The sequence below is a fragment of the Pseudomonas sp. GW821-FHT11G12 genome (genome assembly GCF_058808055.1).
On sequence record NZ_JBXARH010000001.1, the window covers coordinates 197,139 to 219,636 of the forward strand.

The following is a 22,498-nucleotide window of genomic DNA, read 5'->3' on the forward strand; positions in this document are numbered from 1 at the left end:
CCATCGCAGGGCATCAACTAGCTTGTCTCGGGAATAGACGGTTTATCTGATGACCGTCATACGCTTGATACGCGTGTCGGATCTTGCCGCAGTTGCACGCCTTCAAGGATGAATTGGCCACGAAAGGAGTAGCCCGTGGAAGCAAGGTTTGGTGTCGCCCTCGTTTCGCGTTTTTCCCCACTTTCCCTTGCTGTGCACCTGAGCGTCGCCGGGCTACTGTTCGGCGGGGTCAGTGAGCAGGCGTTCGCCACCTGCTCGGCTGCAGGCTCCACGATTACCTGTTCGGGCGTCCCGACGCTGCCGCTGTTTCTCAACGATTACAGCAGTGCCACCAGCGGATTGACGGTCAACGTCACCAACGGTGCACAGATGAACGCGACCCTGGGTGGCAAGGTGATCAACCTGACCGGGGCCAACATCAACCTGAACAACTCCGGCACCCTCGACCCGGCCTTGCTGGGCCTGGTCTCGATCCTCAGTGGCGGCGCGTTCATCGGCACCGGTGCGACCAGCACGGTGAGCATCGTCAACAACACCACCGGGCTCATTCGCGGTACCGGCATGTTGCTCGGCCTCAACCTGACCAGCATCGACGGGCTGGGGATAGCCGTGAACAACTCGGTGTCGGGCACTACGACCATCACCAACGACGGCACGATTACCTCGACCGGGCTGTCGGTCGGCGGGATCACCCTGGCCGATACCCCGGTGGTCGGGGTGTATGGCGGTTCACAAGTCAACATGACCAACAGCGCCACCGGCACGATCAACGGCCGGGTCGCGTTCGAGACGTCGGTGGCGGGCAACACTTTCACCAACGCCGGTAACATCACTGGCGGCGTGTCGATGGGGGCGGGCAGCACCAACACCTTCTACGCGATCACAGGTTCCAGCGTTAACCAAGGTGACGGTGCGCAATTGTCCGTCGGCCTCGGTGGCTTGATCGGCGTCAACCTGACCTTCGCCCCGACCGGGACGATCGATGGCGGCGCAGCCGGTACCAACACGCTGATCCTGCAAAACCCGATCGGCCTTGGCGGCGGCACCACCGGCACCGGCACGGCATCCAGCCTGGTCTACGTCAACTTCAACAACCTGACCCTCAACAGCGGCACCTGGACCTTGCAGGGGCCCTTGGTCAGCGGTGCGACCACGCTCAATGGCGGTGTCGCGCAGTTCAACGACAACGCGGCGTTCGGTAGCGGCGTACTGACGTCCAACGGCGGGATTCTCCAGGCCAGCAACGCCGGACTGTCGCTGGCCAACCAGATCAACCTGGGCGCCGGCGGTCTGACCCTGCAGGGCATCAACGGCATGACTCTGAACGGGGTGATCTCCGGCACTGGCGGCCTGACCAAGATCGGCAGCGGCCAGATCGACCTCAGCGGCATCAACACCTACACCGGCAATACCGTGCTCAACGGCGGTGTGGTGCTGGTGGGCAACAACCAGGCGTTCAGCACCGGTAGCATCACCGTTGGCGGCTCTTCGAGCATCTCGGCGACGACGCCGATTTCGCTGGCTAACGCGATCACGCTCAACAGCACCCTGACCGCGACCGGCACCGGTGCGCTGACCCTGGGCGGAGTGATCAGCGGCGCCGCGAACCTGACCAAAACCGGCAGCGGCAGCCTGACCCTCAACGGCATCAACACCTACACCGGGATCACCAGCCTCAGCGCCGGCACCTTGCGCGTCGGCAACAACAACGCCTTGGGCACCGGGGTGCTCAATACCAGCAACGGCACCAGCCTCGACAGCACCGGCAACGTGACCCTGGCCAACAACGTCGGCATCACCGGTGCGTTGAACGTGCTTGGCAGCAATGCTCTGACGCTGTCCGGCATCGTCTCCGGCACCGGCGCAATCACCAAGAGCGGCAGCGCCAGCCTGACCCTGACCGGCAACAACACCAACAGTGGCACCACTGCGCTCAACGGCGGCACTTTGTTCGTCGGCAGCAACACCGCGCTCGGCACGGGAGCACTTAACGCTGCGTCCGGCACCACCCTCGATGCAACGACGGCGGTGACGCTGGCCAACGCGGTTGCACTGGCGTCGGACCTGACCATCGGCGGCACTCAGGCCCTGGGCCTGAGCGGCGTCATCAGCGGCGCCGGCAACCTGATCAAGGGCGGCACCGCGAACCTGACCCTCAGCGGCAACAACACGTTCTCCGGCGGTACGGCGCTGAACAACGGGACGCTGATCGTCGGCTCCAACACCGCGCTGGGTACCGGCGCACTGACCACGGCGGCGGGCACTACCCTCGACGCCAGCACCACCGTGGCACTGAGCAACGCCGTCGCCCTCGGCGGCAACCTGAACATCGCCGGCAACGCCAACCTGACCCTCGGCGGTGTGGTCAGCGGCAGCGGCGGGCTGACCAAGAACGGCGCGGCCAACCTGATTCTCAACGGCGCCAACACCTTCAGTGGTGGCACCACGCTGAACGCCGGGACGCTCACTGTCGGCAACGCCGCCGCACTGGGCAGTGGCGCCCTGACCGTCGCGAATGCCGCGACCCTCGACAGCAACACTTCGGTCATCCTCAACAACAACGTTGCCCTCAACGGCAACCTGGCCATCGGCGGCAGCAACGGCATGATCCTGGGCGGCGTGCTCAGCGGCGCCAGTCAGTTGATCAAGAACGGTACCGCCAACCTGACCCTCAACGGCGCCAACACCTTCACCGGTGGCACGGCGCTCAACGCCGGCAGCCTGACCGTCGGCAACGGCGCGGCACTCGGCACCGGCACGCTGACCGTGGGCGGGGCGGGTGCAACGCTCAACAGCAGCGCCAACGTGACGCTGAACAACGCGATTGCGCTGAACTCCAACCTCACCGCCGGTGGCGCCAACCCGCTGACCCTCGGCGGCGTGATCAGCGGTGGCAGCAACCTGATCAAGACCGGCACGTCTACCCTGACCCTGACCGGCAACAACACCTACACCGGTGCGACGTCGCTGAACGCCGGGACACTGATCGTCGGCTCCAACACCGCCCTCGGCACCGGCGTGCTCAACGCCGGCAACAACACCACGCTGGACGCCAGCACCGCGACGAGCCTGGCCAACAACGTCAACCTCGGCGGTAACGTGACCATCGGCGGCAGCAACGCGCTGACGCTCGCGGGTGTGGTCTCCGGTGTCGGTGGCCTGACCAAAAGCGGCCCCGCCGACCTGATTCTCAACGGCGCCAACACCTATTTCGGCAACACCGCACTCAACGTCGGCAAGCTGATTGTCGGCAGCAATACCGCGATCGGCAGCGGCGCATTGAACGCAGCGGCCGGCACCACACTGGATACCAACACAGCCGTCACTCTGGGCAACCAGGTCAACCTGGCCGGTGCGATGAACATCGGCGGCAGCGCCGATCTGACCCTCACTGGCACTGTTGCCGGTGCCGGCAGCCTGGTGAAAAACGGCGCAGCCAATCTGAACCTCAATGGCACCAATACCTACGTCGGCGGCACCACGCTGAACGCGGGTACGGTGACCGTCGGCAACAGCTCGGCACTGGGGACCGGCGCCTTGACCGTCGGCGGCGCAGCAACGCTCGACAGCAGTTCGCCGCTGGCCAGTCTGGCCAACGCGGTCGTGCTCAATGCGGCGCTGAGCGTCGGCGGCACCCAGGACCTGACCCTTGGCGGCGTGATCAGCGGCGCAGGCCAGTTGATCAAGAACGGTGCAGCCAACCTGACTGTCAACGGCACCAACACCTTCAGCGGCGGCAGCACGCTCAACGCGGGCACGCTGACACTGGGCTCGGCCGCTGCGTTGGGCAGTGGCGATCTGACCGTCGGTGGCGCTTCGACGCTGGATACCAGCACCGGCATGAGCGTCGGCAACAACATCACCCTCAACGCCGGCCTGACCCTGGCCGGCAGCAACACCCTGAACCTCAGTGGCGTGATCGATGGCGCCGGTAGCCTGACCAAGGACGGCTTTGGCGACCTGACGCTCAGCGGCAACAACACCTTCACCGGTGCGCTGAACATCGCCTCCGGCAGCGTCACCACCGTGAGCAGCGGGGCGCTGGGCAACACCTCCGGCGCCAACATCAGCGCCGGCGCCAATCTCTATCTCAACAGCAGCGCCAGCCTCAACGGGCTGAGCGGCAGCGGCAGCGTGCAGATCGCCGGCGGCAACACCCTGACGGTGGGCGGCGTGAGCGGCGCCAGCACCTTCGACGGTGACCTCGGTGGCAGTGGCGCCCTGACCAAAGTCGGTACCGGGACGCTGAACCTCACCGGCAGCAGCGGCCTCACCGGCAACACCAACGTCAACGCCGGTACGCTGAATCTCACCGGTTCGCTGGCCAGCACCCAGCTCAACATCAACAACGGCGCCACCCTCACAGGTACCGGTTCGGCGCTGGGCTTCATCACCATCAACAGCGGCGGTCATCTGGCGTTGTCCTCGGGCAACACCTTGTCCACCTCGTCGCTGATCCTCACCGCCAACAGTAATGTCGACGCTAGCCTCGCCACGCCTTCGACCAGCTCGCTGATGAACATCGGCGGCAACCTGACCCTCGACGGCAATCTCAACGTCACCGATGCCGGCGGTTTCGGTGTCGGTGTCTACCGCTTGTTCAACTACATCGGCGCGCTGACCGACAACGGCCTGACCGTGGCCGGTGTGCCGGTGGGTTACGGCCTCGGCGACATCCTCGTGCAGACCCTGGGTAACCAGGTGAACCTGGTGGTGTCGGCGCCGAACACCAACCTGCGTTTCTGGGACGGCAGCCAGACGATCGCCAATGGCACCGTGGATGGCGGCACTGGTACATGGACTGCCGGCGGCACCAACTGGACCAATTCCAGCGGCACGGTGAACCAGACCTGGGCCGGCGACTTTGCGGTGTTCCAGGGCACGGCGGGCACGGTGTCGGTCAACGGCACGCAACTGTTCACCGGGATGCAATTCCTCACCGATGGCTACAACGTGGTCAACGGCACGTCGGGTCTGCTGACCGCCGTCAACGGCACTGGCGGCACCACGGCGATGCGGGTCGATCCGGGCGTGACCGCCACGGTCGGTGTGAACATCGACGGCAGCGGCATCCTCAACAAACTCGATGCGGGCACACTGGTGCTCAACGGCGCCAACAGCTACACCGGCGGCACGCAACTGGACGGCGGCACATTGGTCGTCGGCAGCAACACCGCCCTGGGCACTGGCGCTTTGATCGCCAACGCCGGTACGCAACTGGACAGCAACACCGCCGTGACCCTGGCCAACGCGGCCACGCTCAACGGCAACCTCACCGTGCTCGGCAGCAATGCGCTGACCCTCAACGGTGTCATTTCCGGCACTGGCGGCTTGATCAAGAACGGTTCGGCCAGCCTGACCCTCGGTGGCAACAACGCCTTCCTCGGGCCGGTGGCACTGAACGCGGGCGGATTGATTCTGGCGTCGAACAGCGCGCTGGGCTCGGCCACCCTGAACGCGGCGAATGGCACCACCCTGGATGCCAGTGGCGCCTTCACGGCGGGTAACGCGATCAACCTGGCGGGCAACCTCGGCATCGTCGGCAGCAACGATCTGACACTCAGCGGAGCCATCAACGGCGCCGGCAGCCTGACCAAGAACGGCGCGGCCAACCTGATCCTGAACGGGGCCAACAACTTCCTCGGCGGCATCACCCTCAATGCCGGCACCCTGACCGCCGGCAGCAACGGCGCCCTCGGTCTGGGCAACCTGACCGTGGCCGGGGCGTCGTCGCTGGACAGCAACACCTCGGTGTCGCTCGGCAACAACGTGGTGCTCAACGCCAACCTGACCAACACCGGCAACAGCGACGTGGCCCTCAGCGGCGTAGTCAGCGGCAGCGGCGGACTGATCAAGAACGGCGCCTCCAACCTGACCCTCAATGGCATCAACACCTACAGCGGTGGCACCACGCTGAACGCCGGCACCGTGACCCTCGGTACCTCGGCGGGCCTGGGCTCCGGCGCGGTGACCGTGGCGGGCGCATCGACTCTCGACACCACTGCGCCGCTGGTGCTGGCCAACAACGTCAACGTCAATGCCAACCTGACCGTGGCCGGCAACAACAACCTGACCCTGGGTGGCGTGATTGCCGGGGCGGGCACCCTGACCAAGAACGGTCTGGCCGACCTGACGCTGTCCGGCAACAACACCTTCAGCGGCACCTTCGACGTGCAGGCCGGCAGCCTGACCACCCTGGGCAACTCGGCACTGGGCAGTAACGCCGGGGTCAATCTCGGCGCTGCGGCGACCCTCAACCTCGGCGGCTCGGGCAGCCTCGCCAGCCTGACCGGCAGCGGCACCGCCCTGATCGGCGGCGGCAACACGCTGAGCATCGGCGGCAACAACGCCAGCAGTATTTTCGGCGGTGTGCTCACCGGTACGGGCGAATTGAACAAACTCGGCATCGGTACGCTGACCCTGACCGGCCTCAACAGCCTGACCGGCAACACCACGGTCAACGCCGGCACCTTGAACGTCAGCGGCTCGCTGGACAGCGCCAGCGTACTGGTCAACAGCGGCGGCACCCTGACCGGTAGCGGCTCGCTCGGCGGGGCCGTGACCGTGGCGGACGGCGGCCATCTGGCCGGCGCCACCGGCAGCACGCTGTCGGTGAATTCGCTGGTGTTCAACGCCAACTCAAACTTCGATGTCGGCCTCGGCGCACCGGTTTCCGGTGGCGGCAACGCGCTGGTCAACGTCGGCGGCAACCTGATCCTCGACGGCACCCTCAACGTCAGCGACATCGGCGGCTTCGGCAGTGGCGTGTACCGGTTGATCAACTACACCGGCGGCCTGACCGACAACGGCATGCTGATCGGCACCGTGCCGGGCAGCGTCACGCCGGGCGATCTGACCCTGCAGACCGCGCTGGCCAACCAGATCAACCTGCTGGTCACCGCACCGGGCGTCACCGTGCAGTTCTGGGACGGCAACCAACTCGTTGCCAACGGTTCGGTGGATGGCGGCAGCGGCACCTGGGGCACCGGCACCACCAACTGGACCGACGTCAACGGCACCACCAATCAGGCCTGGACCAACAGTTTCGCGGTGTTCCAGGGCACGGCGGGCACCGTGACCGTCAATGGCGCGCAAACCATCACCGGCATGCAGTTCGTCACCGATGGCTACAGCCTGCAGAACGGCACGGCCGGTTCGTTGAATCTGGTCAACGGTTCGCTGGGCAATGCCACCGTGCGGGTCGACCCGAACGTCACCGCGACCGTGGGCGTCGCGCTCAATGGCGCCGGCACGCTGGGCAAATACGACACCGGCACCCTGGTGCTCAACGCGGCCAACGGCTACACCGGCGGCACCGCGCTCAACGGCGGCAAGATTGTGGTTGGCAACAATGCGGCCCTCGGCACTGGCGTATTGACCGCCGCCAACGGCACGGCGCTGGACAGCAACACGGCGGTCAGCCTGGCCAACGATGTGGTGCTCAATGGCGGACTCACCGTCGCCGGCTCCAACGCATTGACCCTCGGCGGTGTGGTCAGCGGCAGCGGCAGTCTGATCAAGACCGGCGCATCGAGCCTGACCCTCAACGGCAGCAACACTTACAGCGGCGGTACTCAGCTGTCTGGCGGTACGCTGATTCTGGGCAACAACAGCGCGATCAGCAGCGGCGCTCTCAGTGTGCTGGGCAACGGCACCCTCGACAGCACCTCTGCGCTGCAACTGGCCAACGCCATCAACCTGGGGGCGCAACTGACCCTGGCCGGCAACCAGAGCACCACGCTGATCGGCGCGATCACCGGCAGCGGCAGCCTGGTGAAAAACGGCGCTGGCGACCTGGTGCTCAGCGGCGCCAACACCTACAGCGGCGGCACGACGCTGAACAGCGGCAGCACCCGTGGCGACACCAGCAGCCTGCAAGGTGCAATCGTCAACAACGCGGCGCTGACCTTCGAGCAGAACAGCGACGGCAGCTACACCGGCAATCTGACGGGCGCCGGCACCCTGAACAAAACCGGCACCGGCGCCTTGCTGCTGACCGGCAACAACACCTTCACCGGCAACACCGCCGTGCAGGCCGGTACGCTCAACGTCAACGGCGTGCTCAACAGCGCCAACGTCAATGTCGCCAGCGGTGCGAAGATCGGTGGCAGCGGTCAATTCGGTGGGACTGTGCAACTGGCCAGCGGTGCGACGCTGCTTGGCGGCGGTAACGCCGCACCGTTGTCGGTTGGTTCACTGGCGTTGTCTTCGGGGACGAATCTGGACTTCACCCTCGGCTCGGCCGCCAGCTCCACGACTGTGGTCAACGTCGCCGGCAACCTGACCCTCGACGGCACGCTGAACATCACTAACGCCGGTGGCTTCGGCGTCGGGGTGTATCAGCTGTTCAGCTACGGTGGCACGCTGACCAACAACGGTCTGGTCTACGGCAGCCTGCCGGTTTCGGCGGCCAATCTGACCCTGCAAACTGCGCTGGCCAATCAGGTCAACCTGCTGGTGCAAGGCACGCCGGGCGAAGTGCAGTTCTGGAACGGTGGCAAGACCAACCCGGACGGCAGCATCGGTGGCGGCAACGGCGTGTGGGGGCCTGGCACCAACTGGACCGACCCGACCGGCACTCAGGCACTGGGCTCCAACGGCCAGTTCGCAGTGTTTGGCGGGCAGGGCGGGACGGTCACCATCCAAGGCAACCAGAACTTCACCGGGCTGCAATTCCTCGTCAACGGCTACAGCCTGGAACCGGATGCCGGCGACACGCTGACCCCGGTCAACGGGCCTGGTGGCACCCCGGCGCCAATCCGCGTGAATGCCGGCGCCAGCGCGCAGATTGATGTGCCACTGATCGGTACCGGCGGTATCGAAAAACTGGACTCCGGTACGCTGATCCTCACCGGCGCCAACACTTACAGCGGTGGCACCACGGTCAGCGGCGGTACGCTGATCGGTAACACCACCAGCCTGCAAGGCAACATCATCGATAACGCTTCGTTGGTGTTCCAGCAGAATACCAATGGCCAGTTCAATGGTGTTCTCAGCGGCCTCGGTGCGCTGGCCAAGCGTGGCGTCGGGACTTTGCTGTTGACCGGCGATCAACCGTTCAGCGGCACCGTGTCGGTCGATCAAGGCGTGCTGCAGGTCGGCAGCCGTTCAGCGCGGGCCTCCCTGGGCGGACAAGTGACCGTGGCCAACGGCGCGGCCCTGAGCGGTAACGGCAGCGTCGGTTCGGTGGTCAACCACGGTGTGGTGGCCTCCGGTGGCGCAGACGGCACCTTGAGTGTGGCGGGCAACCTGACCAACGCCGCTGATGGCGTGCTGACCCTGACCGTCAGTTCGCCCACCGCTACGCCTCTGGCCGTTGGTGGCACCGCAACTCTGGGCGGTGGCCTGCAAGTGAACAGCCTGGCGCCGTTCACCGGCAACACCGTGTATTCGCTGATCACCGCCGGCGGTGGCGTGACCGGCACCTTCAGCGCCGCCGATCTGCCGCAATATGCGTTCCTCGACACGGCGCTGGTGTACAGCCCTGACGCGGTGAACCTGGTGGTCAGCCGCAACGGCAATTCGTTCGCCGACGTCGCCGCCACGAGCAACCAGCGCAACACCGCCTCGGCGTTGATGAGCAACGGGCCGGCGGGTGCTGCGTTGCAGAACGAGATCGTCAACCTCAGCGTGGCCGGCGCGCGTCACGCCTTCGACAGTCTGTCCGGGGAGATCCATGCCAGCACCGTGAGCGCGGTTCTCGAGGATTCACGCTTTGTGCGTGAAGCAGTCAATGACCGTATGCGTCAACCGACCTGCAGCGCGTCGGATGATCCACGCCGTACATTGGCACCGAGCGACACCCAACTGAGCAGTAACGGCTGCCACGGTGAAATGGTCGGTTGGGCCCGGGCCATTGGTGCCTGGGGCGACATGGGCGGCGACAGCAACACGGCGAAAGTCGATCGCAGCCTCGGCGGTTTCATGCTCGGCACGGACAAGCAACTCGACGATCAATGGCGCGCCGGGATGGCCGCGGGCTACACCCGTGGCAACCTCAACGCCCACGATCGCAACTCCGATGCCAAGGTCGACAGCTACCACCTGGCGGGTTACCTGAGTTCGCAGTTCGATGCACTGGCCGTGCGCCTCGGCGCGGCTTACAGCTGGCACAGCATCGAGACCAAACGCGACGTCAGCGTCGGTGCCTACAACGATCGCCTGAAGGCTGACTACGATGCCCGCAGTGCTCAGGTGTTCGGCGAAGTGGGTTACGCCATCAATGCGGCAGGCGTGGCCATCGAACCGTTCGCCGGCCTGGCCTACGTCAACTACGACAGCGACACCGCCAAGGAAAAAGGCGGAGTGGGGCGCCTGAAAGGCGATGCCGATCAGGACATCACCTACTCGACCCTCGGTGTGCGCATCGGCAAGTTGGTGACCCTGGCCAACGGCAGCCAACTCACGCCACGGGCGGCGATCGGCTGGCGGCATGCCTACGGCGACACCAAACCTGACGCCGACCTGACCTTCATCGACGGCGGCGCGTCGTTCAGCACCCAGGGCGTGCCGATCGCCAAGGACAGTGCGCTGCTCGAAGCCGGCGTGGACTTCCAGATCAGCCCGACCGGCAAGCTCGGCATCGGCTACTCGGGTCAGGTGTCCAGCGACAACAACGACAGCGCGATGACCATCAGCTTCAGCCAAAGCTTCTGATCATGGTCGAAGCACTTTAGCCGCCCGAAAGGGCGGTTTTTTTTGGCTAAATACGCTCGAATCCGTGATCTCGGATCATGAGTGTCAGTTCGGCGGGTTAGTCGCAGGAAGAACGGCGGCAGGTGTTGTTTTATCCACGCATGTTTGGAACCCGACTTTGCAAAGTATGGCGTCATACCAGGCTCCGCTTTTGCTTGCTGTCGAAGGTTGTGCCCGCGCACTGGAGGACTTCATTTGCAGTTGCAGCTCAATCTCTACTCGCCGATCTGCGGCCAGGCACTCTTTGAGCTCGACGGAACCGAGATTCCTGGGGCAGTTCGATTTGGGAAAAAGCGAGCCTTGCCCAGTACTCTTAACCGGGACCGCTGGCACGCCGATGAACAGACTCTCCAACTCTGCATGCACACTTTCTGCGCGTCGCAAAGACAAGGCCGCGTTTGAATCTCCCGATTTCATGACCGGTGTTCTGTCCGTGTATCCGATGATTTTTGCTGACAGGATGTGTAAGTGATCCTTTTCGAGCTTTTGTTTGGTTTCGCTGCTGAAGGTGATCAATTGTTGCTTTCCGCTTGTGCTGACTTCGTCTTCGTAAGTGTCAAAAAGTGCATCGGAGTTAAGCGTGTGGCAGGTACTGAAACTGGCTTCCTTATTGGAGGCTTTCAAAACTTTCAAACCACTGCGATCCAACTCGATTCTGGCTTTTGGTGACCAGTCTTTTCCGTTGTATGCAAGTATTTCCACGAGACTCCGTTCGCCCAAGCCATGCCAGAGAATATTGAAGTGATGAACGATGTTGGTTTGACTGCCGCTTTTCAGGCATCCGTAGACGGAAATATCGAATTCCTTTGCAACATCGCTGACGACTTTCTGGTTCTCTTCACTCAACGCCAACGAGACATCCTTCTGTGCGATGCCGATGAATCCGAAGGTGCTGCCAATGATGAGGCCCATGATGAGGCCCATGACAGGCACCGCCACTGCAATCGGCAGAATCAAGGCAGTGATGAACGTGGCCACGCGCATCCGTGCACGTTGGCGAATCTGTTCAATCGTCGCGCCGGCAGCGTCAGGTTTCCAATAGATGATTGAAAGGAACAACAGGGCGCCACTGAAGACGGGCGCTGCGAGTGGTGAAAAATCATGCATTAAAAGGGCGACGATGATCAGGCAGCCGATAAAAACAAAACACATGAAAACCGCGAAGGCTTTGTCCATTTTTTTGGAGCTTTTAGTGAAGTCGTGCGCGAAATACACGCCCAGAAATCCGAAAAGCAACCAGTAGAAATAGAGCAGTCCGAAGCCAAGCGCGATAAAAATAAACACCAGGCTGTCGGCGAGAGTTAATCCTGTGGGGAAGAAGTTGATGATGAAGGCGCAGTAGCCCCAGGTAATTCCTATACCCAGCGCCACTATCAGTTTGGCAGCCAGCGTTCCGTGTTTTTCCACTGCATCCAGTAACTCAGACATGTTCTTCCTTAAATGGTGTAGAAGCGGGGGGACGTGACCGTCCACTCGGCGAGCGCCGATTCTGGTGGACTGCACACTGATGTCAATATGCCCAATCCTGTTCAGGGTGTGACGCACTCGCAGCTCCATTGAGGCCCTCTGCTAGAATTCGCCCCTGTCCCTTCCCGGAGATTGCCCCGATGAGCGAGCCCATTCGTCTGACCCAGTACAGCCACGGCGCCGGTTGTGGCTGCAAGATTTCGCCCAAAGTGCTGGAGGTGATCCTCGCCGGCAGCGGGGCGCAGAATCTTGATCCGAAATTGTGGGTCGGCAACGCCTCGCGTGATGACGCGGCGGTGTACGAGATCGATGCCGAGCGCGGCGTGGTGTCGACCACCGATTTTTTCATGCCGATCGTCGATGACCCGTTCGACTTCGGCCGGATTGCCGCGACCAATGCGATCAGCGATATCTACGCCATGGGCGGCGATCCATTGATGGCCATTGCCATTCTGGGATGGCCGGTGAACGTGCTGGCACCGGAAGTGGCGCGCGAAGTGATTCGTGGCGGTCGCGCGGTGTGCGATGCGGCGGGAATTCCCTTGGCGGGCGGGCATTCGATCGATGCGCCGGAGCCGATTTTCGGTCTGGCCGTCACCGGACTGGTGGAAAAACGCTTCATGAAGCGCAACGACACCGCCACCGCCGGATGCCTGCTGTACCTGACCAAACCGCTGGGGATCGGCATCCTCACCACCGCCGAAAAGAAGGGCAAGTTGCGCAATGCCGATATCGGTCTGGCCCGGGACTGGATGTGTACGCTGAACAAACCCGGCAGTCGCTTCGGCAAACTGGCCGGCGTCACCGCGATGACCGACGTCACCGGTTTCGGCCTGCTCGGGCATCTGGTGGAAATGGCTGACGGCAGCCACCTCACCGCACGCATCGTCTATGACCGCGTGCCACGTCTGGACAGCGTCGAATATTACCTCGAACAGGGCTGTGTGCCGGGCGGCACCTTGCGCAATTTCGACAGCTATTCGGACCGGCTCGGGCGGGTGCAGGAACTGCACAAACGGCTGTTGTGCGACCCGCAGACCAGCGGCGGGTTGCTGGTGGCCGTGACCCCGCAAGGCAACGCCGAATTCCTTGCCGTGGCAGCGGAACTGGGCTTGAGCCTGGAACCGATTGGTGAACTGGTCGAGCGACAGACCCACGCCGTCGAGGTGTCTTGATGGACCCTGACTACGGCGATTACCGGGATATTTTCCTCAACGACCGACCGCTGATGGATGTTCGCGCGCCGGTCGAGTTTCACAAAGGTGCGTTCCCCGGCGTGGTCAATCTGCCGCTGATGAATGATCTGGAGCGGCAGAAGGTCGGCACTTGCTACAAGCAGCATGGCCAACACGCTGCCATCGAACTGGGCCACCGCTTGGTGTCCGGCGCGGTGAAGGCCGAACGTATCGAGGCCTGGGCCGAGTTTGCCCGGGCCCATCCCGACGGTTATCTCTATTGCTTTCGCGGCGGCTTGCGTTCGCAGATCACCCGGCAATGGCTCAAGAGCGAGGCCGGGATCGACTATCCGCGCATCCGTGGCGGCTACAAGGCGCTGCGCAATTTCCTGATCGACACCCTCGAGCAAGCCGTGACCCAGTGCGATTTCGTGTTGTTGGGCGGCATGACCGGCACCGGCAAGACCGAACTGCTGGTGCAGTTGGGCAACGGTCTGGATCTGGAGGGCCACGCCAACCATCGTGGGTCCAGTTTCGGCAAACGCGCCACCGGGCAACCGTCGAACATCGACTTCGAAAACCGCCTGGCCATCGACCTCCTCAAGAAGCGTGACACCGGCATCGGCCAGTTCGTGCTCGAAGACGAGAGCCGGGTGGTCGGCAGCTGCGCCTTGCCGCTGCCGTTGTATCAGGGCATGCAGCACTACCCGATGGTCTGGCTGGAGGACAGTTTTGAAGATCGTGTGCAGCGGATCCTGCGCGATTACGTGGTGGACCTGTCGGCCGAGTTTTCGGCAGTGCACGGCGAGCAGGGTTTTGCGCTGTTCTCTGAACGGTTGCTCGAGAGCCTGAACAATGTGCAGAAACGTCTGGGCGGCGAACGCCATCGGCGGATGCTGCTGTTGATGGAAGACGCATTGGCAGAGCAGGGGCGCAGCGGCGCGGTGGATTTGCACCGAGGCTGGATCGAGGGATTACTGCGCGAATATTACGACCCGATGTATGTGTTTCAGCGCGAGAAGAAGGGCGCGCGGATCGAGTTTGCCGGAGAGCGCGGGGCGGTGATCGAGTATCTGCGCGAGCGGTTGAATCAGAAACGCTGAAACCGGAGACCCGGCACCGGCTCCAGAACACTCAAGTCGGGCAAGTGACCTTGCCGTTATCCAGCCCCTGCTTGTAACTGTGGCTCTGCAGGCTGGCCTTGCCGTTGTGCCAGGTCAGGGTCAGCACATACAGCGAGTCATAGTCGCCGGACGCCCAGTCCTCGGTGATGGACTGTTTCTCGCCAACAGCCTTGCCGGCGACCTTGTTGATCAGCTCCGGCAGGTAGCCGTGGGACCAGGCGGTGTAGATGGTCGAGTTGTGATACTTGTCGGCGGTCAGCTCCCGAGCCAGGTCGCTGGTGTCGTTGGCCGAGAACTCGATGTTCACCGGCAGGCCGAGCTTGATCGCGGCGGGGCTGATGGTCATCAAGGGGCGGATGTAGCTGTAGGAATTGTCCAGCTCGCCTTCCTCGACATTGCGCGTCGGGTTGGCGGCGAACACGTAGTCGGCCTTGCCGAATTTCTCCGGCAGCAGCGTCGACAGCTCGATGGCGCGGTTCAGACCCTGGCAGTTGAGCTGGCCGAGGCCGCCGGCAGGTTTTTCCCCGTGGCGCAGGAAGATCAGGGTCTGGGTGCCGTCCACCGGTTGTGCGCGGCTTTCGCTGGACTCGAGCGACAGGAACAGCGCGCTCACCGCCAACAGAGAGGGCAGGGCCACGTAGGCGCGATGTTTGAAGCGTTTGGCGACTTTCATCAAGTTCGTCATGAGATCAGGATTCTTCAGCGTGTTCGGTTAAGGCTGACAAACCTCTACACCACGGGCTGCCGGGGCCGGGTGTTTTTCCCTGTCTTGATTGGCTTGCTTGGAGCCCCCGCAGGCCTTTTGGTTCGATCCGCCTGCCGGGGCGCACTCTAAAGGCATCGCCCAAAGGCTTGAGGGAAGGTTAGCGACAGGATGTTGCGGAATTAAGTAAGCGTGGTGCCCACGGCAAAAAAGAACCCGAGCCAGAGCGGAAAACGTGGATTATGCTCAGGCCTTTCATTTTGTGACTGGATGCTACACATGACCGATCTGTCCGCGTTCCCGATCACCCAGAAATGGCCGGCGCAGTACCCTGACTGGATTCAGCTCTATTCTCTGCCGACTCCCAACGGCGTCAAGGTCTCGATCATGCTCGAAGAGATCGGTCTGCCCTACGAACCGCACCGTGTGGGGTTCGACACCAACGACCAGATGTCCCCGGCGTTCCTGTCGCTGAACCCGAACAACAAGATCCCGGCGATCCTCGATCCCCACGGCCCGGATGACAAACCGCTGCCGTTGTTCGAGTCCGGTGCGATCCTGATTTATCTCGCCGACAAAAGCGGCCAGTTGCTGGCCCAGGAAGGCGCGCTGCGCTACGAGACGATCCAGTGGCTGATGTTCCAGATGGGCGGCATCGGCCCGATGTTCGGCCAACTCGGCTTCTTCAACAAATTCGCCGGCAAGGACTACGAAGACAAACGTCCCCGTGACCGTTACGTCGACGAAAGCAAACGCCTGCTCAACGTCCTGAACGCCCGCCTCGAAGGGCGCGACTGGATCATGGGCGAGCGCTACACCATCGCCGACATCGCCACGTTTCCGTGGGTGCGCAACCTGATCGGGTTCTACGAGGCGGGCGATCTGGTCGGCATCAAGGACTTCCCGAACGTCACCCGGGTACTGGAGCGTTTTCTGGCGCGGCCGGCCGTGGTGCGCGGGCTGACCATTCCCTCATAACCCTGTGGGAGCCGGGTGCGCGGATTATTGCGCGCCCGGTAATGCACTGTTGATTGATCCAGGTTTGTACCCCGTCCCCCGCAAGGCATAAGCTTCGCCCCCTACGACTTTCGTCTCATCTGCCCGTTTTCAGGAAAGGCCCCATGTCCAGTCAGTTCCCCGAAGCACGTCCACGCCGCCTGCGCCGCAATGCGAGCCTGCGCAGCCTGTTCCAGGAAACCGAGTTTTCGCTCAACGATCTGGTGCTGCCGATCTTCGTCGAAGAAGAGATCGACGACTTCGTGCCGATCAAGAGCATGCCCGGTGTGATGCGCATTCCGGAGCGCAAACTGGCCAGCGAGATCGAGCGTTACGCCCGGGCCGGGATCAAGTCGGTGATGACCTTTGGCGTATCCCATCACCTGGACGCCAACGGCAGCGACACCTGGCGGGAAAACGGTCTGGTGTCGCGCATGTCGCGGATCGCCAAGGACGCCGTGCCGGAAATGATCGTGATGTCCGACACGTGCTTTTGCGAGTACACCGACCACGGTCACTGCGGCGTGATGCACAACCATGAAGTCGACAACGACCAGACCCTGATCAACCTCGGCAAACAAGCGGTCGCGGCAGCGCGTGCCGGTGCCGATGTGATCGCACCGTCGGCCGCGATGGACGGTCAGGTGCGGGCGATTCGCCGGGCACTGGACGATGCCGGCTTCACGCAGATTCCGATCATGGCCTACTCGACCAAATTCGCCTCGGCGCTCTACGGCCCGTTCCGCGAGGCCGGTGGCAGCGCGCTGAAAGGCGACCGCAAAAGCTATCAGATGAACCCGATGAACCGCCGCGAAGCCCTGCGCGAATCGTTGCTCGATGAGCAGGAAGGCGCCGATGCGCTGATGGTCAAACCGGCGGGCGCGTACCTGGACATCATTCGCGATATCCGTGAAGCCTCGAACCTGCCGCTGTCGGCGTATCAGGTCAGCGGCGAGTACGCGATGATCAAGTTCGGCGCCCAGGCCGGGGCCATCGACGAAGATCGTGTGGTGCGCGAAAGCCTCGGTGCGATCAAACGCGCAGGTGCGGATCTGATCTTCACCTACTTTGCGATGGATCTGGCGCTGGCCGGGATCTGATCCGTCAGGGGCAACTGAAAAACGGCCGGATTCCGTGGTCACGGAAATACCGTTCGATCACCTTTGGATCCGCGCTGTTGTCGGCAATCGCCACATAGGTGTCCGGGCGCAACAGGTAAAAGCCGTTGCGCCCCAGTCCTGCCGATTCAAACGCCGGGCGCCAGTCGAACACGTGCAGCGGCAAGTGGTGTTCATTGCACCAGGCGATCATCTCGTCGCTGGTGTCGCCGTACACATGCACCTGCCAGCATGGATTGCGCAGCGGTTCGTAATTATCCCCCTCGCCATCATGGGCCCACGGCAAGCGGTCGCCGCCGTGCACATGCCCGGCCACTCCCTCGCTCAACGCCATGCCCCGATAATTGACGGTGATTTGCGAGACGGTGCGAAACAGGAATTCGCGACTGGTTTCGAATGACGCCATTTTCGGGATCAGGAACGGTGCCAGTCGTGTGCGCAACAGATCGGCCATCCGGCCTTCGGCAGTCACAAAACTGAAGACTTTGTCAGTGGTCGACACCAGTCGCCGGGCGAAGGCGATGCGTTCGGTTTCGTAGCTGTCGAGCAGCTTCGCCGTGGCGCCACCGCTGAGTACCGCCGCGAGTTTCCACGCCAGATTGATCGCATCGCCGATGCCGGTGTTCATGCCTTGGCCGCCGGCGGGGCTGTGCACGTGCGCTGCGTCGCCGAGCAGAAAGGCCCGGCCCTTGCGAAAGTGATCCGCCACCCGATGATGCACGCGATAGGTGGAGAACCAGTTGACGTCCTCGATGTGCACGTTCAAATGCTCGATGGCGCGGCTGCTGACATCCGAGAATTCCAGGGTTTCGGCGCGATCCGCACGCTCGTCGCGTACCGTGCCGATCAGCCGCGCACGGCCTTCGCCGGCCAGCGGGAATACCGCCAGAAAATCCGCCTCATCCAGATCCAGATGCAACTCGCCGTTGAGCGCCGGGCCGCTGGCCTGCACGTCGGCGACGTAGAAAATCTGCTGATAGGTGCCACCGGGGAAACCGGTGTCGAGGGTTTTGCGCACGACCGAACGGGCGCCGTCACAACCGGCCAGGTAGCAGGCCTGGCAGATCTCTTGCTCGCCATCCGGCAGGCGCAAATGTGCGGTGAGGCCGTCGCCGTTTTCCGTGAAGCTTTCGAGGGTGGTATTGCGCTCGACGAACACGTCGTAGTCTTCGAGGCGGTCGATCAGCAACCGCTCGTGTTCGTCCTGCGGGTAGATTTCCAGGAAGGCGTAAGGCGTCAGGCCTTCGCCGATGCGGTTAAGCGGCAGTTGTGCCACGGGGTTGCCCTTGACCCAGAAATTCGCCGCCGCCACCCGGTGCCCGTTGCGCACCACGGCTTCGGCGAGATCCAGTTGCCGGTACAACTCCAGCGTGCGCGCCTGCACCGCCAGCGCCCGTGAGGTGGTGCCCGGCACGGAGTTCTTGTCGATGATGCGCACCCGCACGCCCAGTTTGCTCAGCCACAGGGCCAGTACCAGTCCGGTGGGGCCCGCGCCGATGATCAGAACGTCACTGCGGTTCATGGTCTGTCCTCCTCGCGTGCCCTTTGCCACTGAGTGTGCAGCAGCAAGTATGGATCAGCAGGCGAGGGCGGCCAGTCGGCCTGCCAAACGGGGCGATGGAACAGCGCCGCCGGCCCGCAGTCCTATCCTGCACCCTGCGATTGAGCGTAGGGTTAACCCGCCTCAACGGACTGGATGAAGCGTTATGCACACCCCTCGATTATTCGTCAGCCTCGCCGCATTGCTGGTGCTGGCCGGTTGCGCAGGCCAACGCGGGCAGGAACCGGCCCCGCGTTCGCCGGCCGAGGTCAAGGCGCAGATCGTGCGTTTGCTGCCAGCGAAAACCGCCGACCGCCAGGGCTGGGCCACGGACATCTACACCGCGTTCGCCGCGCAGGGCATCAGCCCGACCACGCAAAACCTGTGTTCGGTGCTGGCCGTCGCCGAGCAGGAATCCAACTTTCAGGTCGATCCGTCGGTGCCCGGCCTGGGCAAGATTGCCCGCGACGAGATCGACCGGCGCGCGGCCAAGGTCCATATCCCGAGCCTGTTGGTCAGCGGCGCGTTGCAGGTGCGCTCGCCCAACGGCAAGAGCTACAGCGAACGCCTGAGCGCGGCACGCACCGAGAAAGACCTGAGCGGCATTTTTGATGACTTCATCGGCATGGTGCCGATGGGGCGAACGCTGTTTGGCGGCTTCAACCCGGTGCACACCGCGGGACCCATGCAGGTCAGCATCGAATTCGCCGAACAGCATGCCAAGGGGTATCCGTACCCGGTGAGCGGCACGATTCGCCATGAGGTGTTCACGCGTCGTGGCGGCATGTATTTCGGCATCGCCCATTTGCTGGGGTATCCGGTGAGTTATCGCGAGCCGCTGTACCGCTTCGCCGACTTCAATGCCGGGTGGTACGCCAGTCGCAACGCGGCGTTTCAGAATGCAGTCAGTCGCGCCTCGGGCGTTCCGCTGGCACTGGATGGCGACCTGATCCGCTACGACTCGATCATGCCGGGCACGACCGAACTGGCGGTGCGCAGGCTCGGCAAGTCATTGGGTATGCGCAATCCACAGATCCGTGACCAGTTGGAGAAGGGCAACACGCTGGGATTCGAGGAGACCAGGCTGTATCAACGGGTCTTTGAACTGGCGGACAAGGCAGAAGGCAAATCATTGCCCCGGGCGGTGCTGCCGGGGATCGTTCTGCAGAGCCCTAAGATCACCCGCAAACTGACCACTGCGTGGTTCGCCAAACGGGTCGATGAGCGCTATCGGCGCTGCATGGCCAGGGACTGAAGAGGCAAAAAAAGACGTAAAAAAACCCGGCTGACGGGAGCCGGGTTTTTTCTGGATTGCTGCGGTAAAGCCCTTCATTCAGGCAACGCGGCTTTCGATCAGACGATCCGAGCCACCTTCGGCAACACGACGTTCTTGCAGACGATCCGAGCCACCTTCGGCAACGCGACGTTCTTGCAGACGATCCGAGCCACCTTCAGCAACGCGACGTTCTTGCAGACGATCCGAGCCACCTTCGGCAACTCGACGTTCCAGCAGACGATCCGAGCCACCTTCGGCAACTCGACGTTCTAGCAGACGATCCGAACCACCCTCGGCAACGCGCTGTTCGATCAACCGATCCGAACCGCCTTCGGCGATCATGGTGTGGGCAGGTTTGGCGGCAAATGCGTTGAAGGCCAGAACCGAAAGGGCAATGCTGAGGATGACTTGGCGTTTCATGATTTTGTGCTCCGGGGGTGTTGTTTGTTTGGTATGGAGCAGATGTTACGCCCGGCATTTTTTAAGAGAACTTCATTGACGTGATGGTGAACATCGACGCCGATGATGGTTCTTCAGAGCACCTTCACCGCTCGGCCAATCGCCTGGATCGGCCCGGTGGGTTTGCCGATCGGCGAACCATTGGCGCCTTCCAGCGTCAGCTCGAACAACTGGTTAGGTTGCAGCGGCGGCAGCTTGTCCAGCGGGATCGACAGCGCTTGCCCCGGCTTGACCAGACCCAGCGACACCGGGCCTTGCCAGCCGTCGGCCTTGGTCCAGAACTCCAGCGCCTTGTCGGCCGGCACCTCGACCACGCCCAGCGGAATCAACTGAATCTCCCGGGGACTGCTGGCCTGGATCACCCAGCCCGGTGCCTTGTCTTGTGGCGCGACCAGCACCACCAGATAACTCGGTTTCGGCGTGGTCTGGGTTAACAGGATCGAACCCAATAACAAGGTTGCGGCCAACCCGGCAGCGCTCAAACCGCGCCACAGTGACAGGCGGTTCCACCATGAAATCTCTGGCGCCATCTTATGGGTGAGTTGCCCGACACTGCGTTCAATGCGTTGCCACAACTGCGACGAGGGCTGATGCGCCGGGGCGAGGTCGGTCAGTTCCAGCAGACGCCGTTCCCAGGCATCCACGGCCGCTTGCAGCTCGGGCTCGTTCGGCAGGCGTCGCTGCACTTCGGCGCGTTCTTCGGCCGAGAGCGTGCCAAGCACGTATTCGCCCGCCAGTTCATCGCGTTCCTGCGCCGATTCGGTGGTCATCCCATGCACTCCCGCAACGCATTGAGGCTGCGTTTGATCCAGGCTTTGACGGTGCCCAGCGGCGTATCGAGGCGTTGGGCGATCTGCGCGTGGCTGTAACCGTCGACGTAGGCGTGAAGGATGCAGCGGCGCCGTTGCGGTTCCAGTTGATGCAGGCAGCGGTGGATGCGCGTCGATTGCGCCAGCGTGTCGAAGCCGTCATCACTCGCCAGTGATTCGTTGCTGTCGTCCAGCGGTGTTTCCCGGCCATGATCGCGCAACACATTCAGCGCCAGATGCCGGGTCACGCTGAACATCCAGCCGCGGGCCGAACCGCGCGACGGATCGAACCCCGACGCGCCGGCCCAGATCTTGATGAACGCATCATGGACGATGTCCTCCGCCAGCGCCGTATCACGCACTAGACGCCGGGCCACACCGAGCAGCCGCGGACCTTCCTGCACGTACAATTCGCGCAGCGCCTCGCGCTCGCCGCGAGTACAGGCGGCGAGGCGGGCTTCGTAATCGAACAGGTTTTCGGGCAAGGGCATGTCCTGCAATCTAGCAAGCATCGACCAAACGTCCAGTCAGGCTCAGTTCGCCGCCCAGAAAATGTAGTCGGCCTGGTACTTCACCACTTCCTGTTTACCCTTGTTTGCGGCCGTGCATTCGCTGCCCGGCGCCACACCGCCCTTGAGGGCGACGCGCTGGATGTAGCTCACGCCGCTCATCGCGCCTTTGCCTTCAGCGGGGTTGGCCTTCACCAGTTGATAGGGCAGGTTGCCCGGACTTGAGGGGGCAACGGCCAGTTGCGTGCCGGTGACTTTCGAACCGTCCTGCGCCTGCCAGGTGGCCGGTGGGCCGAAGTAGGTGCCGACCTGTTTGCCGCTGCGATCATTGAGCACCGCCTTCGGGCCGACGAACACCCACTCGGTCTGCCCGGCGGCATTGGCCTTGTCCCGGCATTCGTAGGTGATCTCGCCGACCCCCGTGGTCTCCAGGGCGATCTTGTGGCCGTCCGGCACCTTGATCGCGTCGGGATAACTGCTTTGGGCAAAGCTTGTCGAGGCGACAGCGAGCAAACCGGTGAGGCCAATCAATTGGGTGATGTTCATCAGTGTTTCTCCGAAAAGGGTAAACCGCTGACAGCCGAAAGAGGGCTGTTACAGGGACTACCCGTGACGGAACGGTTTGGA

At 63.0% G+C, this 22,498-nt stretch carries 13 protein-coding genes; 6 read left to right on the forward strand and 7 right to left on the reverse strand.

What is annotated here, in order from left to right; translation table 11 throughout:
- The first annotated feature begins 135 nt into the window (after positions 1 to 135).
- A complete protein-coding gene (locus AC1RR7_RS00855; RefSeq protein WP_493155738.1) occupies positions 136 to 10,656 on the forward strand; it encodes an autotransporter-associated beta strand repeat-containing protein in 10,521 nt (3,506 codons plus the stop codon).
- 84 nt (positions 10,657 to 10,740) lie between these two features.
- On the opposite strand, the gene AC1RR7_RS00860 is transcribed toward AC1RR7_RS00855, so the two are convergent.
- Positions 10,741 to 12,123, reverse strand: coding sequence for a hypothetical protein (locus AC1RR7_RS00860; RefSeq protein WP_493155740.1), 1,383 nt, complete (start codon positions 12,121 to 12,123; stop codon positions 10,741 to 10,743).
- A gap of 179 nt (positions 12,124 to 12,302) precedes the next feature.
- Between AC1RR7_RS00860 and selD the strand changes: the two genes are divergently transcribed.
- A complete protein-coding gene (gene selD / locus AC1RR7_RS00865) occupies positions 12,303 to 13,337 on the forward strand; it encodes a selenide, water dikinase SelD (RefSeq protein ID WP_096823073.1) in 1,035 nt (344 codons plus the stop codon).
- Entirely contained in the window at positions 13,337 to 14,440 is a 1,104-nt protein-coding gene (gene mnmH / locus AC1RR7_RS00870) for a tRNA 2-selenouridine(34) synthase MnmH (protein ID WP_493155742.1), read from the forward strand. Before selD ends, mnmH begins: the two co-directional genes overlap by 1 nt.
- A gap of 31 nt (positions 14,441 to 14,471) precedes the next feature.
- On the opposite strand, the gene AC1RR7_RS00875 is transcribed toward mnmH, so the two are convergent.
- Positions 14,472 to 15,146 carry a histidine phosphatase family protein gene (locus AC1RR7_RS00875; RefSeq protein ID WP_096823071.1) on the reverse strand — a complete coding sequence of 225 codons (675 nt, stop codon included), beginning with the start codon at positions 15,144 to 15,146 and terminating at the stop codon, positions 14,472 to 14,474.
- 297 nt (positions 15,147 to 15,443) lie between these two features.
- On the opposite strand from AC1RR7_RS00875, the gene AC1RR7_RS00880 reads away from it, so the two are divergent.
- Entirely contained in the window at positions 15,444 to 16,142 is a 699-nt protein-coding gene (locus tag AC1RR7_RS00880; protein WP_096823070.1) for a glutathione binding-like protein, read from the forward strand.
- A gap of 143 nt (positions 16,143 to 16,285) precedes the next feature.
- Positions 16,286 to 17,260: a porphobilinogen synthase gene (gene hemB / locus AC1RR7_RS00885; RefSeq protein ID WP_003223551.1), complete on the forward strand. Its 975-nt coding sequence runs from the start codon at positions 16,286 to 16,288 to the stop codon at positions 17,258 to 17,260.
- A 4-nt stretch (positions 17,261 to 17,264) separates the two neighbouring features.
- On the opposite strand, the gene AC1RR7_RS00890 is transcribed toward hemB, so the two are convergent.
- Complete coding sequence (locus AC1RR7_RS00890) at positions 17,265 to 18,800, reverse strand: FAD-dependent oxidoreductase (protein WP_493155744.1); 1,536 nt, start codon at positions 18,798 to 18,800, stop codon at positions 17,265 to 17,267.
- Positions 18,801 to 18,984: 184 nt separating this feature from the next.
- Here AC1RR7_RS00890 and AC1RR7_RS00895 point away from each other — a divergent pair, with 184 nt between their 5' ends.
- On the forward strand, positions 18,985 to 20,073 hold the full coding sequence (locus AC1RR7_RS00895; protein ID WP_493155746.1) for a DUF1615 domain-containing protein: 1,089 nt from the start codon (positions 18,985 to 18,987) through the stop codon (positions 20,071 to 20,073).
- 78 nt (positions 20,074 to 20,151) lie between these two features.
- Here AC1RR7_RS00895 and AC1RR7_RS00900 read toward each other — a convergent pair whose 3' ends face one another.
- From AC1RR7_RS00900 to AC1RR7_RS00915, 4 genes are all read right to left on the reverse strand, one after another.
- Positions 20,152 to 20,514 (reverse strand): hypothetical protein, encoded by a 363-nt coding sequence (locus AC1RR7_RS00900; protein WP_493155748.1) that lies wholly within the window; start codon positions 20,512 to 20,514, stop codon positions 20,152 to 20,154.
- A 113-nt stretch (positions 20,515 to 20,627) separates the two neighbouring features.
- Positions 20,628 to 21,323, reverse strand: coding sequence for an anti-sigma factor (locus AC1RR7_RS00905; protein ID WP_096823066.1), 696 nt, complete (start codon positions 21,321 to 21,323; stop codon positions 20,628 to 20,630).
- Positions 21,320 to 21,853, reverse strand: coding sequence for a sigma-70 family RNA polymerase sigma factor (locus tag AC1RR7_RS00910; protein ID WP_273535764.1), 534 nt, complete (start codon positions 21,851 to 21,853; stop codon positions 21,320 to 21,322). Before AC1RR7_RS00910 ends, AC1RR7_RS00905 begins: the two co-directional genes overlap by 4 nt.
- A 42-nt stretch (positions 21,854 to 21,895) precedes the next feature.
- On the reverse strand, positions 21,896 to 22,417 hold the full coding sequence (locus AC1RR7_RS00915) for a DUF3455 domain-containing protein (protein WP_493155750.1): 522 nt from the start codon (positions 22,415 to 22,417) through the stop codon (positions 21,896 to 21,898).
- Positions 22,418 to 22,498: the final 81 nt, after the last annotated feature.

Coding starts and splice junctions, on each gene's coding strand:
- AC1RR7_RS00905 (WP_096823066.1), bottom strand. CDS start 21,323: ATGACCACCGAATCGGCGCAGGAACGCGATGAACTGGCGGGCGAATAC.
- AC1RR7_RS00895 (WP_493155746.1), top strand. CDS start 18,985: ATGCACACCCCTCGATTATTCGTCAGCCTCGCCGCATTGCTGGTGCTG.
- AC1RR7_RS00860 (WP_493155740.1), bottom strand. CDS start 12,123: ATGTCTGAGTTACTGGATGCAGTGGAAAAACACGGAACGCTGGCTGCC.
- AC1RR7_RS00915 (WP_493155750.1), bottom strand. CDS start 22,417: ATGAACATCACCCAATTGATTGGCCTCACCGGTTTGCTCGCTGTCGCC.
- selD (WP_096823073.1), top strand. CDS start 12,303: ATGAGCGAGCCCATTCGTCTGACCCAGTACAGCCACGGCGCCGGTTGT.
- AC1RR7_RS00890 (WP_493155744.1), bottom strand. CDS start 18,800: ATGAACCGCAGTGACGTTCTGATCATCGGCGCGGGCCCCACCGGACTG.
- AC1RR7_RS00910 (WP_273535764.1), bottom strand. CDS start 21,853: ATGCCCTTGCCCGAAAACCTGTTCGATTACGAAGCCCGCCTCGCCGCC.
- mnmH (WP_493155742.1), top strand. CDS start 13,337: ATGGACCCTGACTACGGCGATTACCGGGATATTTTCCTCAACGACCGA.
- AC1RR7_RS00880 (WP_096823070.1), top strand. CDS start 15,444: ATGACCGATCTGTCCGCGTTCCCGATCACCCAGAAATGGCCGGCGCAG.
- AC1RR7_RS00875 (WP_096823071.1), bottom strand. CDS start 15,146: ATGACGAACTTGATGAAAGTCGCCAAACGCTTCAAACATCGCGCCTAC.
- AC1RR7_RS00900 (WP_493155748.1), bottom strand. CDS start 20,514: ATGAAACGCCAAGTCATCCTCAGCATTGCCCTTTCGGTTCTGGCCTTC.
- hemB (WP_003223551.1), top strand. CDS start 16,286: ATGTCCAGTCAGTTCCCCGAAGCACGTCCACGCCGCCTGCGCCGCAAT.